9 protein-coding genes, 1 pseudogene and 1 riboswitch are annotated in these 12,373 nt (G+C 72.5%); of the genes and pseudogenes, 5 read left to right on the forward strand and 5 right to left on the reverse strand.

The features are described 5' to 3' along the window. Positions 1-77 precede the first annotated feature (77 nt). Positions 78-1,577, forward strand: a complete 1,500-nt coding sequence (locus D9753_RS13900) for a M23 family metallopeptidase (RefSeq protein ID WP_121787315.1) — start codon at positions 78-80, stop codon at positions 1,575-1,577. A 40-nt stretch (positions 1,578-1,617) separates the two neighbouring features. On the opposite strand, the gene pcrA is transcribed toward D9753_RS13900, so the two are convergent. Beyond that, positions 1,618-4,107: a DNA helicase PcrA gene (pcrA, locus tag D9753_RS13905; protein WP_121787316.1), complete on the reverse strand. Its 2,490-nt coding sequence runs from the start codon at positions 4,105-4,107 to the stop codon at positions 1,618-1,620. A gap of 240 nt (positions 4,108-4,347) precedes the next feature. Further along, positions 4,348-4,516, forward strand: a riboswitch (cyclic di-AMP (ydaO/yuaA leader). 8 nt (positions 4,517-4,524) lie between these two features. On the opposite strand from pcrA, the gene D9753_RS37905 reads away from it, so the two are divergent. Continuing rightward, positions 4,525-5,745 carry an NlpC/P60 family protein gene (locus D9753_RS37905; RefSeq protein WP_240468149.1) on the forward strand — a complete coding sequence of 407 codons (1,221 nt, stop codon included), beginning with the start codon at positions 4,525-4,527 and terminating at the stop codon, positions 5,743-5,745. A 39-nt stretch (positions 5,746-5,784) separates the two neighbouring features. On the opposite strand, the gene D9753_RS13920 is transcribed toward D9753_RS37905, so the two are convergent. Then, positions 5,785-6,138: a hypothetical protein gene (locus D9753_RS13920; protein WP_121787317.1), complete on the reverse strand. Its 354-nt coding sequence runs from the start codon at positions 6,136-6,138 to the stop codon at positions 5,785-5,787. A gap of 433 nt (positions 6,139-6,571) precedes the next feature. On the opposite strand from D9753_RS13920, the gene D9753_RS13925 reads away from it, so the two are divergent. After that, a complete protein-coding gene (locus D9753_RS13925; protein ID WP_205614145.1) occupies positions 6,572-7,633 on the forward strand; it encodes a C40 family peptidase in 1,062 nt (353 codons plus the stop codon). A 104-nt stretch (positions 7,634-7,737) separates the two neighbouring features. Here D9753_RS13925 and D9753_RS13930 read toward each other — a convergent pair. Together D9753_RS13930 and D9753_RS13935 are read right to left on the reverse strand one after the other, a co-directional pair. Then, positions 7,738-8,483 (reverse strand): annotated as a pseudogene (locus D9753_RS13930) (LuxR C-terminal-related transcriptional regulator). Then, a complete protein-coding gene (locus tag D9753_RS13935) occupies positions 8,480-9,769 on the reverse strand; it encodes an ATP-binding protein (protein ID WP_121791062.1) in 1,290 nt (429 codons plus the stop codon). The pseudogene D9753_RS13930 and the gene D9753_RS13935 overlap by 4 nt, the downstream one beginning before the upstream one ends. 211 nt (positions 9,770-9,980) lie before the next feature. On the opposite strand from D9753_RS13935, the gene D9753_RS13940 reads away from it, so the two are divergent. Together D9753_RS13940 and D9753_RS13945 are read left to right on the forward strand one after the other, a co-directional pair. Then, a complete protein-coding gene (locus D9753_RS13940; protein WP_121787319.1) occupies positions 9,981-11,495 on the forward strand; it encodes a PspC domain-containing protein in 1,515 nt (504 codons plus the stop codon). Next, positions 11,482-11,691: a hypothetical protein gene (locus tag D9753_RS13945; protein WP_121787320.1), complete on the forward strand. Its 210-nt coding sequence runs from the start codon at positions 11,482-11,484 to the stop codon at positions 11,689-11,691. Before D9753_RS13940 ends, D9753_RS13945 begins: the two co-directional genes overlap by 14 nt. Here the strand turns inward: D9753_RS13945 and D9753_RS13950 are convergent. Next, entirely contained in the window at positions 11,688-12,215 is a 528-nt protein-coding gene (locus D9753_RS13950) for a DoxX family protein (protein WP_121787321.1), read from the reverse strand. The two genes, D9753_RS13945 and D9753_RS13950, sit on opposite strands and share 4 nt — an antisense overlap. Between the last annotated feature and the right edge of the window lie 158 nt (positions 12,216-12,373).

The raw sequence follows: 12,373 nt of genomic DNA on the forward strand, positions 1-12,373 counted from the left end.
TGTCGCGCCCACGTACCGCCGGGTACAGTCGCCGCACTGCTCTGGCAGCCCCTGTTGTCGAGGCGAAAGAGAAGTTGGTGAACGATCGTCACCCGTCGGGGACCATGACCACCCCGGCCCCGGCTTCCGACGCCCCCACCGCGCACTACGCGCCGTACGGGGCACAGGAAGTCCCCTACGACGACCTCACCACGTACGGCGCCTATGACACCACCGGTTTCACGAGTGGTTCCACGGGCACCGCGGCCTTCGACACCGACCCGCTCTTCGGCAGTTTTCCGGGCAGCGAGCAGACCCCCGGCGCGTACGACACGGCCCAGTGGCCGCCGGCCGGCGGCCACTCCCCCGACTACGACCCCTACGCGGCCCAGCAGCACGCCGGTTACGACTCCGGCGTCCATGACACCACCGCCTGGACGTTCCCCACGCAGGCCACCGGCAACGACGTCAGCGGCCAGTGGGACACGGGCGCCTGGCACCAGTCCGGCCGGCCCGGCAGCGCCGACCCCGCGCAGCAGTGGGACTGGGGCACCCAGACCTTCGACACGGGCGCGTACGACGCCACGCAGTGGAACTCCGCGGGGCAGACCGGGACGCCGGACCTCGAACAGGACGGCGAACCGTTCGACCAGCAGGCCACCGCCACGTTCGAGGCGGTCGGCGACGCGCAGGCCGAGGCCTTCGAGCGGGCGTCGTACGAGGACACCGCCCACGACGAACAGCCTTCCGGTGCCGACGAGCCGGGCTCCACCGGCGAACTGCCCGCCGTGACCGGCCTGTTGGACGGTCAGGAGGAGACCGGCCCGGCGCCGCAGACCCGCGCGGGCGCACGCGGCGCGGCACGCTCCCGGCGCCGTACGCCCGCCAAGCGCTCCGCGCTGCTGACCGTCGCCGTGCCCTCGGCCTGCGTGATGGGGGTCGCCGGAATCGCCGCGGCCTCGGTCGGCGCGCTCGGCGACAGCTCCGAGGACACCACCGCCTCCGCCCCGGACGTGCAGGTGGTCAAGCCGTCGATCGCCAACAGCAAGCTGGACACCCAGCTCAGGACGCTCTCCGACGGCGCCCACGACTTCGCCGACCGGGCGAGCCGCACCCAGGAGCGGATCGACCTCGTCGCACAGCAGGCGCTGGAGAAGAAGAAGGCCGCGGCGGAGGCCGCGCTCAAGGAGCGGCTGCGCCCCAAGTTCGTGCTGCCGGTCGCCCAGCGCGGACTCAGCGCGTACTTCGGCCAGGCGGGCGTGAACTGGATGTCGGTGCACACCGGCATCGACTTCCCGGTCTCGTACGGCACCACGGTGATGGCCGCCACCGACGGCACGGTCACCACCCAGTGGAACAGCGCCTACGGCAACATGCTGATCCTGACGTCGAAGGACGGCACGCAGACCTGGTACTGCCACCTGTCCAGCTACCGCGTCGCCTCCGGTACGACCGTCAAGGCCGGCGAGCCGATCGCCTACTCCGGCAACTCCGGCAACTCCACGGGTCCGCACCTCCACTTCGAGGTGCGTCCGGCGGGCGGGGCGGCCATAGACCCGTTGCCGTGGCTGCGAAGCCACGGGCTCGATCCGACGTAGGTAACGGCAGGCCCCCGCCGAGCGGCGGGGGCCCTTCGCACTACAGCTTCTCCACCGGCGCGTACCGCAGCAGCAGCCGCTTCGGCTTGGTGTCACCGAAGTCGACCGTGGCCTCCGCGTTCGCACCCGTGCCCTTCACCCCGACGACCGTGCCCAGCCCGAACTGGTCGTGGGTGACCCGGTCCCCGACGGCCAGCGCGACCACCGGCTTCTCGGCCGTGCGCCGCGTGGCGAACCCGGCCGCACCCGACGCCGAGGACCGGGAGCGGGACGAGGACAGCGAGGCCGCGATCCCGGACGCCGGTCCGGACGACACCGGTGCCGCAGCCCCTGTCCGCTTCCACTCCAGGTGGGCGGCCGGGATCTCCTCCAGGAAGCGGGAGGGCGGGTTGTACGAGGGCTGGCCCCAGGCGCTGCGCAGCGCCGACCGCGTGAGGTACAGCCGCTCCCGGGCGCGGGTGATGCCGACGTAGGCCAGACGCCGCTCCTCCTCCAGCTCCTTGGCCTCCCCGAGGGCGCGCATGTGCGGGAAGACGCCGTCCTCCATGCCGGTCAGGAACACGACCGGGAACTCCAGGCCCTTGGCGGTGTGCAGCGTCATCAGCGTGATGACACCGTCGCCGCCCTCCTCGTCGGGGATCTGGTCGGAGTCGGCGACCAGGGCGACCTGCTCCAGGAAGTCTGCGAGCGTGCCGGTCTCTCCCTCGCCGCGCTCCTGTTCGAACTCAAGTGCCACGGCCGCGAGTTCCTGGAGGTTCTCGATGCGGGTCTCGTCCTGCGGGTCGGTGGAGGCCTGCAACTCGGCCAGATACCCGGTGCGTTCGAGCACGGCTTCCAGGACGGTCGCCGGTCCGGCACCGGATTCGACGATCGTGCGCAGGTCCTCCATCAGCGTGTTGAACCGCTTCACGGCATTCGTCGACCGCGCGGCCATGCCGTACGCCTCGTCGACGCGCTTCAGGGCCTGCGGAAAGCTGATCTTCTCGCGCTGGGCGAGGGCGTCGACCATGGCCTCCGCGCGGTCGCCGATACCCCGCTTGGGCACGTTGAGGATGCGGCGCAGCGGCACCGAGTCCTCGGGGTTGGCGAGAACGCGCAGGTAGGCCAGGACGTCCCGGACCTCCTTGCGCTCGTAGAAGCGGACGCCGCCGACGACCTTGTACGGCAGGCCGACGCGGATGAAGACCTCTTCGAAGACACGGGACTGGGCGTTCGTGCGGTAGAAGACAGCGACGTCCCCGGCGCGTGCCTCCCCCGCGTCGGTGAGCCGGTCTATCTCGTCCGCGACGAACTGGGCCTCGTCGTGCTCGGTGTCGGCGACGTAACCGGTGATCCGGGCGCCGTGGCCGGCGTTGGTCCACAGGTTCTTCGGGCGGCGGGACTCGTTGCGCTCGATGACCGCGTTGGCGGCGGACAGGATCGTCTGCGTGGAGCGGTAGTTCTGCTCCAGCAGGATCGTCGTCGCGTTCGGGTAGTCCTCCTCGAACTGGAGGATGTTGCGGATCGTCGCGCCCCGGAAGGCGTAGATCGACTGGTCGGCGTCGCCCACGACACACAGTTCGGCGGGCGGCAGGTCACCGTCGCCGGGCGGTACGTCGACGTCCTCGGCGGCACGCTCGCCCGTCCCGACCAGCTCGCGCACCAGGGCGTACTGGGCGTGGTTGGTGTCCTGGTACTCGTCGACCAGGACGTGCCGGAAACGGCGGCGGTAGTGCTCGGCGACGTCCGGGAAGGCGCGCAGCAGGTTGACCGTCGTCATGATCAGGTCGTCGAAGTCGAGGGCGTTCGCCTCGCGCAGCCGCGACTGGTAGAGCGTGTACGCCTGGGCGAGGGTCTTCTCGAAGCCGTCGGCGGCCCGGGCGGCGAAATCCTCCTCGTCGATCAGCTCGTTCTTGAGGTTGCTGATCTTCGCGCTGAAGGACTTGGGCGGGTAGCGCTTGGGGTCGAGGTCCAGGTCACGGCAGACCAGGGCCATCAGGCGCTTGCTGTCGGCCGCGTCGTAGATCGAGAACGACGAGGTGAAACCGAGCTTCTTCGACTCGCGGCGGAGGATGCGCACGCACGCGCTGTGGAACGTCATCACCCACATCGCGTTGGCGCGCGGGCCGACGAGCTGCTCGACACGCTCCCTCATCTCGCCGGCGGCCTTGTTGGTGAAGGTGATCGCGAGGATCTGACCCGGGTGGACGCTCCGCTCGGCGAGCAGGTGGGCGATGCGGTGGGTGAGCACACGGGTCTTGCCGGAGCCGGCGCCGGCGACGATGAGCAGCGGAGAGCCGGCGTGCACGACCGCGGCGCGCTGGTTCGCGTTCAGCCCCGCCAGGAGTGTCGCCGCGTCGATCACGGGGCGGGGGGCGCCGTCGCGGTAGTGGGCGTCCCGGTCCGGCGGCGCGTCGAACTTCCCGCCGAACAGATCGTCCGGAAGCGGTTCCGGGGTGTGGTCGTGCTCGGGCGGCGGCGGAAGCTCCTCGTCGTGCCCGCGCGGGGGCTGGAGGTCCGCCAGGAAGCTGTCGTCAAAGAGGCTGCTCATCGCTCTCCGAGTCTAGGGCGCCCCACCGACAACCGGTCACCGTCCCGCGGACCGGTCTTCGCCACACAGGGCCGTATGACCCCTCACGCACCGGAAGCACCTGGTCACACGCGTGTGAATCCGGCCCCAGGTCACGGAAATGTATCGGACATACTGCGCACCAACCTTCACAGAAGACACACGAGTTGGCTAGGTTGCCGTCAGGCCGCACGACCCCCCTCCGGCGAACGTCGCCGGGCCGCGCGGCCTCCGCCGAGTCCGGCGTGCCCCCTGTGCGGCGCCCGGAGCCGGGGACCCACCGAATCCTGGGGTGAATCGGCCGACTCCCGCCCGGGACGACGCCGTAGGGCAACCCTTCCGTCCGCCCGAACCCGACAGCTAACCCGGTAGGCGGCAGCTAGGAAGGAGTCGCCTCCCTTGGCGTCGCACCGCAAGCCGCGCCCCGGCGGAACCCCCGGAGCGGGCATCCGCACCCCCGCTCTCGCCACCGCCGCCCTCTCCTCCCTCGCCGTGCTCTCCCAGACCGCGGAGGCCGTTCCCGAGGCCGGTCACGGCAGGCCGAGCCCGGAGGAGGTCGAGCGGAAGATCGACGACCTCTACCGCCGGGCGGAGTCCGCGACCGGGACGGCCGGAGTGGCCGAGGCGCCGGCCGGCGCCCCACGGCGGCAGGCCGACAGCCTCCAGCGACTGCGTGACGAGGTCGCCCGGCGCGCGGCCCGGGCCCGCGCCGTCCCGGCCACCCGCGGCGCCACCCACGCCCGCCCCGGCACGGCCGCCCCCGCCCAGCGCCGCACCGCCCCCGCCCCTGACGCGGCCACCCTCCCGCCCACGCGGGGCGGGGACGCCGTGGCGCCCATGGGGAGCGTGGGCGCCGCAGCACCGGCGGAGGGCCGGGACGTCGTAGCACCCCGCTGGGGTGGGGGCGCCGTGGCACCGGCCCTGGTAGACGACGTCACGACGCCCGCACCGACGGCCCCGACCGGAGGCGCCGCGACGCCGGGTCGGGGCGCGCCCGTCGCACCCCCCAGGCACACGGCGGGACCGGACCGAAGCACACCCGTCATACCGCCCAGGCACGCCGGGGGGCAGGACCGGGGCGCACCCGTCATACCGCTCGTGGACGCCGTCGTATCGCCCGGGAACGCTCGGCCGGAGGTCGTCGCGCGGGATCCGAGGGACCCGAAGGCGGTGAAGGCAGCCGTGCAGCGAAAACTCGCCCACGCGCGCGTGGTGCTGGCGCGGCGGACCGCCCCGGGCTCCGCGCCGTCCGGCGCAGACGCGGCCAAGGCCGGGAAGGCCGTCGCCTTCGCCCGGGCCCAGCTCGGCAAGCCGTGCGTGTGGGGTGCCGCCGGCCCCGGCTCCTACGACTGCTCGGGCCTGACCCAGGCCGCCTGGAAGTCCGCCGGCGTCACCCTGCCGCGTACCGCCCGTGACCAGGCCGCCGCCGGCACCACGGTCCCGCCGGCCGACGCCCGCCCCGGCGATCTCGTCCTCTTCCACGACGACCGCCGACACGTCGGGCTCTGCACGGGCGACGGCATGATGATCCACGCGCCCAGACCGGGCGCGTACGTCCGTGAGGAACCGATGTCCTCCGCCGGCGAGTCGGCCGTCCACAGCGTGGTGCGGCCGGTCTGACCTACCGGGCCGGCGCGGGCCGGCCCTCCGCGCCGGGGGTCAGGTCCAGAGGACGGCGATGAAGATGTTCACCGTGGTCAGAAGGCCGACCAGCGCGAACTGGCCCTTGTCGATCCGCTCCTCGTCGCGCTTGACGTAGACCAGCCCGAGGATCACGATCAGCAGGGCCAGCTTCACGCCGATCTTCACGGTGTTGATGTGGTGGTCGTCGGCCTGGTTGAGGCCGAGCAGCGCCACACCGGTGACCAGCATGGTCAGCGCGCCGTGCAGCATCCCGGGCACGAACCGGGCCGTGCCCCGGCCCATCGCCTTCATCTGGGTGAGGAAACCGCCGAGCAGCGCGGCGATACCGACGATGTGCAGGCCGACGAAGAGATGGATGAGTACGTCCATGGGGCCGGAGCCTAACCAGGGGTGTCCCGCTCTCCCGTCACCGGCCCCACCCGAGGGACCGTGACGGGGGTCGGAGGCGCCGACGGCTGTCGTACATATGCGAGCCATAACACCCCAGCTCTCCCTTCTGTCCCACTTCCCGCGCTTTGATCATCACACAGCGTGAAGGAATCGTCTCCCCACGCGGGGAGGGATCACCTTCGGTCACATTCCGGTTCGCCGCGGACAGTTCCGTACAGTGCGTTACCAACTCGTCACCATCCGGCCTAACGTCGTCCCCAGGTGACCGGCTCCCCACGCCGCCCGGACCGGGGCGGCAGCCGGCCACCCGCGCCGAGAAGGACCCGGCGGCGGCCCGTTCCCCTGTGCGGACCGCCGCCGGGCGCACTGACCGCTCGACATACGAGCCGTACGGAAGGACGTGACGGTCCAGGTGGCAACGCACCGCAAGCCCCGGCAACGCTCGCTCAGTGGCCATACGGCTCGCACAGCCGCCACACTCGCCCTGGCGGGCGTGGCCACCGCGACGGGCTTCGACGGGACGGGCCACGCCGAGCCCGAGCTGACGCCCGGGCAGGTGAGGGCCGAGGTGAACCGCCTGTACCGGGAGGCCGAGACGGCCACCGAGAAGTACGACGGGGCCGAGGAACAGTCGTCGGCGGCCCAGAGGCGGATCGCCGGGCTGCAGGACCAGGCCGCCCGCAGACAGCAGAGGCTCAGCTCGGCCCGCGACGCACTGGGCACGATCGCGGCGGCGCAGTACCGGGACGGCGGCGTCGACCCGGCCTGGCAGCTCGCCCTCTCCAGCGACCCCGACCGATACCTGGACGACGCCGCGTTCGCGGAACGGGCCGGCCACCGGCAGGCCGCCGCCGTGTCCCGGGTGCGCGACCAACTGCGGGAGATCGAGCGGTTACGCGGTGCCGCCCGCATCGAACTGAAGTCGCTGCGCTCACGGCAGGCCGAGCTGAACCGGCAGAAGAGGACCGTCACCGGCAAGCTGGACGAGGCCCGGCGGCTGCTCGCGCGACTGACGCCCCGGCAGCGGACCGAGGTCACCGACGCCGACGGCGGGAGCCGGCACGTCTCCCGGTCGGCCACGGGTCCGCGGGAGCCGATGCGGACCGGGGCCTTCCCTGCCGTCACCGCACGCGCGGCGGCGGCCGTCGCCTACGCCTACGGCAAACTGGGCACCCCTTATGTGTGGGGCGCGACCGGACCGAACGCCTTCGACTGCTCGGGACTGGTCCAGGCCGCCTACCGCTCGGCCGGCATCTCCCTGCCCCGCACCACCTACGCCCAGATCGCCGCGGGCCGGCGGGTGGCCCGCTCCGAACTCCAGCCGGGCGACCTGGTGTTCTTCTACTCCGGGATCAGTCACGTCGGCATCTACGTGGGCAACGGCCAGATGATCCACGCCCCGAACCCGTCGGCCCCCGTCCGCCTGGCCCCGGTCGATCAGATGCCGTTCGCGGGAGCGACCCGGGTGGCGTGAGGGTCCGCACCAGGGGGGTGAGGGACGGCACCAGTGTCTCGGGTGGAGCGAGGGCCAAGGGGAGGTGCCGCAAGGGTCAGGGGTCAGGGGTCAGGGGTCAGGGGTCAGACCAGTCGGCGGGCGGTCGCCCAGCGGGTCAGCTCATGACGGTTGGACAGCTGGAGCTTGCGCAGGACCGCCGAGACATGGGACTCGACCGTCTTGACCGAGATGAATAGCTGCTTGGCGATCTCCTTGTAGGCGTAACCGCGGGCGATCAGACGCAGTACCTCGCGTTCGCGCTGGGTGAGGCGGTCCAGGTCCTCGTCCACCGGCGGGGCGTCGGTCGAGGCGAAGGCGTCCAGGACGAACCCGGCCAGCCGCGGGGAGAAGACGGCGTCGCCCTCCTGGACGCGGAAGACCGAGTCGACCAGGTCGGTGCCGGTGATCGTCTTGGTGACATAGCCGCGGGCGCCACCACGGATCACCCGATCACGTCCTCCGCCGCGTCCGACACGGACAGCGCCAGGAAACGGACGGGCCGCTCGGGGTCCGCCATCAGGGCCGCACACCGGCGCAGCACCTCGACCCCGCCGCCGCCCGGCAGGTGGACGTCGAGGAGGACCACCTCGGGCCGGGTCGCGGTGATGACCGAGACCGCCTCATCGACGTCCGCGGCCTCGCCGACCACCTCGACCCCGGTCTCGGCGGTCCGGCCGATCTCTGCCCGGACGCCGGTACGGAACATCCGGTGGTCGTCCACGAGCACCACCCGTACCTGCCGCCCGTCCACGCCCCCGCCTTCGGACCGCTCGGTCCCTGGCGCCTCCGCAGCCCCCGCCGTGCCGTTCGCCTCGGTCGCGTCGCTCATGACGTCCTCTCCGCCCTCTCCATCTCCAGCTCGACCTCGGTCCCGCCCCCCGGCACCGCCCGCAGCCGGGCCGTACCGCCGTTGCGTTCCATACGGCCGATGATCGATTCTCTGACGCCCATGCGGTCGGCGGGTATCGAGTCGAGATCGAAGCCGGGGCCCCGGTCACGCACGGACACGAAGACCGACTTCCCCTCGACTTCGGCGTACACCTGTACGGCACCGCCGTCGCCACCGTACTTGGCGGCGTTCACCATCGCCTCGCGCGCCGCCTGCATCTGCGCCCCGGTCCTGTCGTCCAGCGGGCAGTCACCGACGATGACGACCTCTATGGGCACACCGTGCTTGTCCTCCACCTCGGCGGCGTTGCGCCGCACCGCCTCGGCGATCGTGTCCGGTTCGTCCTCCTCGTCCTTGCCGGTGCCCTCCGGCTTGTACAGCCAGGTGCGCAGGTCGCGCTCCTGGGCGCGAGCGAGACGGCGCACCTCGCTCACGTTGTCGGCGTTGCGCTGGATCAGGGTGAGGGTGTGCAGCACGGAGTCGTGCACATGGGCGGCGACCTCCGCGCGTTCCTGGGCGCGGATGCGCATCAGGCGCTCCTCGGACAGGTCCTGGGTCATGCGGACCAGATACGGCCCGGCGAGCAGGGTGATGCCCACCAGAACGGCGAGCGCGGCCTGGAGGACGGCGCCGAGGTGGGCGGTCGAGCCCTGGAGGACGAAGACGGCCGAGACACCGGCCGTGACGAGCAGGACACCACCGGCGGCCCGCAGCAGCGTGAGGGTACGGCGCCGGCGGCCGACCTCGACCCAGCGGGCCCGGCGGGCGTTGTCCGCCTGGCGCCAGACGAGGGCGACACCGGCAGCGACGAGCACGGCGGGCACGAGATAGGCCTTGGCCGGGCCGCCGAGGTTGACGCTGCCTACGAAGACCATGGACACGATGACCATGAGGAGCAGCGCGGCGATCTGTCCCCGGTCCGGCTTGCGGGCCACCAGCTTGCGCCGACCGTCCGGCGAGGTCTCCGTGCCCACCAGCGACGGTTTCTGGCCGCCGACGCCGCCGATGCCGAGCGGGACGAAGAACCAGAACGCCGCGTACAGCAGCGCTCCGAGTCCGTCTGCCATGAACAGGCCGACGAAGACGAGCCGCACCCAGACGACGGGCAGCCCGAGATGCCCGGCGAGGCCCCGCGCCACTCCGCCGAGCCAGCGTCCGTCGCTGCTGCGGTAGAGCTTGCGCGGCGGCCGCGGGTCGTCGAGGGGCGGGCTTGCGGCTTCCGGCATGGCATTGATGGTCACACGGCCGGTGGGGCAGGGCATCAGGGTCGGCCCCCGAGACGCCCCTGATCTTCCGCCGGAGCCGGCCGGGGTGGGCGGACCGTCGGGCGGCCGGTGCCGGTCGAACGTCTCCCCGTTCCGTCTCGGGGCCGATTTCAGGGTCGGGCCAGGGTTGTCCCGACTGCCGCCGGGGCGGGCGGGCCGTCACCATGGACGCATGACGGATCACGAGCACGCCGCGACGGGTCCGGGACCCGGCTCCGGCCCGCGCCCGGCCCCGGGCACCGGGCCGACGGATGCCGCGCCCGCCGCGACGGGGAAGGCAGGAGCGGCCGGCCCGGGCACCCACACCCACGCCCACAGCGACACCGACACCGACGCCGGGACCAATGCCTCCACCGCTGCCGGCAGCGGCACCGGCGGCGAGGCCGACGAGCGGGAAGGACGGCAGGACGCCACCGCGGTCTCCGAGCGGTTCCGGCGCGACCGCGGACACAAGATGATCGCGGGCGTGTGCGCGGGGCTGGGACGGCAGACCGACATGGATCCGGTGATCTTCCGGATCACCCTGGCCGTGCTGTCGGCGACCGGCGGTCTGGGCCTCATCTTCTACGGCTTCGCCTGGCTGCTGGTGCCGTACGAGGACGAGGAGGAGAACGAACTCCGCAAGCTGTTCACGGGCCGCGTCGACGGCCAGGCGCTGGCCGCCGTGCTGTTCGCGCTGGTCGGCTGCGGGATCTTCCTGACGATGCTGAGAAACGGCGGGGTGCTGGCCTTCGCCGCGGTGCTCTCGCTGCTGCTCGCGGGCGCCGGGTACTGGTCGCGGCGCCGTTACGCCCCCGACGCCGACCCACTGGCCGCGCAGGCCGCCGCCGACGCCCCGCCGGAGGCCCAGGCGCCGCCGGTCGTCACCTACCCGTCCTGGTGGCGGGACCCGATCGTCAAGGACGGCACCCATGTCGGCGGCACCGGCTATCTGTGGGGGCCCGGCGACGCCCGGGACCGGGACCTCACCTCGGTCGTCGACATCGGCATCGCCACCCCCTGGACGCATCAGGGGTCCGTACGGCCGCCCCGCACCGAGCCCCCGATACCGCGCGGCCCCCGCTGGATCGGTGGCCGGCTGTTCCTGCTGGCCCTGCTGGCGGGCGGCCTGGGCAGCGGGCTCAGCTGGGACAGCCACCCGCTGGGCACCAGCCTCCAGACCGGACTGGCGTGCGCGCTGGCGGTGTTCGGCCTGGGTATCGCGTTCAGCGCGTTCCTGGGCCGGACCGGGGCGGGCACGGTGTTCCTGGCGCTCGTCACGGCGGCCCTCCTGGCCGGGGCGGTGGCCCTGCCCCGGGACATCACCGGCGACTGGAGAGAGATGTCCTGGAAACCGGCCGCCGCAGCCCAGCTACGGTCGGCGTACGACCTCGGCACCGGCCGGGGCACCCTGGACCTGACCCGGGTGCATCCGGGCGAGGGGCAGACGGTCGCCGCGGACGTCCGGGTGGGCGCGGGACAGCTCAAGGTGATCGTGCCGGCGGACGCGACCGTGCGGATGAGCATCGATGTGGGCGTGGGCGACATCCGGTTGCCCGGGGACAGCGGAAGGGACGTGGACGTGAAACCCGGCAGGCACAAGGACATGACGCTGGTGCCGGCCGAGGGTGCCGGGGACGCAGGCACGCTGGACCTGACGCTCGGCGTCGGAGTGGGACAGGTGGAGGTCAGCCGTGCTGCGTCATGAGTTCCAGCCCGGGAAGCTGGTCGCCGGGCTCTTCCTCACCGCCACCGGCGCCCTGTACGCGGGGGACGCGGGCGGCCTGTGGGACACACCGTGGTTCGCGGTCGTGCCGCTCGTGGTGGGCGGTCTCTGCCTGGCCGGCATCACGGCCGCCCTGACCCGGGGGATGCGCAGACGCGGGGGTGCCGAGGGCGGTTAGCGGTAGCCGCCGGCCCGCTGCCGCCGGGCCCGCCAGGCCGCGTCCAGGGAGAGGTACGGGGCACCGGCGAGCACGAGGGGGAGCCAGGCCATCAGGTAGGCGAGGTCGTTGCCGTAGTAGTAGGGGGTGGTGGCCCAGCTCACCGTGAGCCAGAGGCTGAGCGAGATCAGCGCGCCGCCGAGCGCGGCCAGCCGGCCGAAGAGACCCAGCAGGGTGCCGATGCCGACGGCCAGCTCGGCGAGGGCGATGGCGTAGCCGAAGCCGACCGGGCTCTTCAGGGCCAGGTCGATCAGGGCCGGGACGGCGGCGGAGCCGCGGGCCGCGCGGAGGGTCTCGCCGATCGAGCCGACACCGCTGGAGTGGAGGAACGCGCTGTCGGTGAGCTTGTTCAGGCCGGCGTAGACGAAGGTGACCCCGAGGAAGACGCGCAGCGGCAGCAGGGCGTAGTGGGTGGCGGCGTCCCGCCAGGGACGGGGACCGTTCAGGCGGTTGGTGTACGTGTCCGTCCGCATGCCGTGAGTCATCGCTGCCAGCCGCCTCTCGCCCACCGTGCACCCCTGGTTTGACGATACGTATGGCGAAGGGAGCCCGTTCAATCCTGTCCCGGTCGATTCTCCGGATTTCCGAGGTTCGTGTGGATGGCGGGGTGGGTGGGGACCGACGGGTCCGGCCCGGAGGCGTG

It is taken from the genome of Streptomyces dangxiongensis (genome assembly GCF_003675325.1).
GTDB lineage: Bacteria > Actinomycetota > Actinomycetes > Streptomycetales > Streptomycetaceae > Streptomyces > Streptomyces dangxiongensis.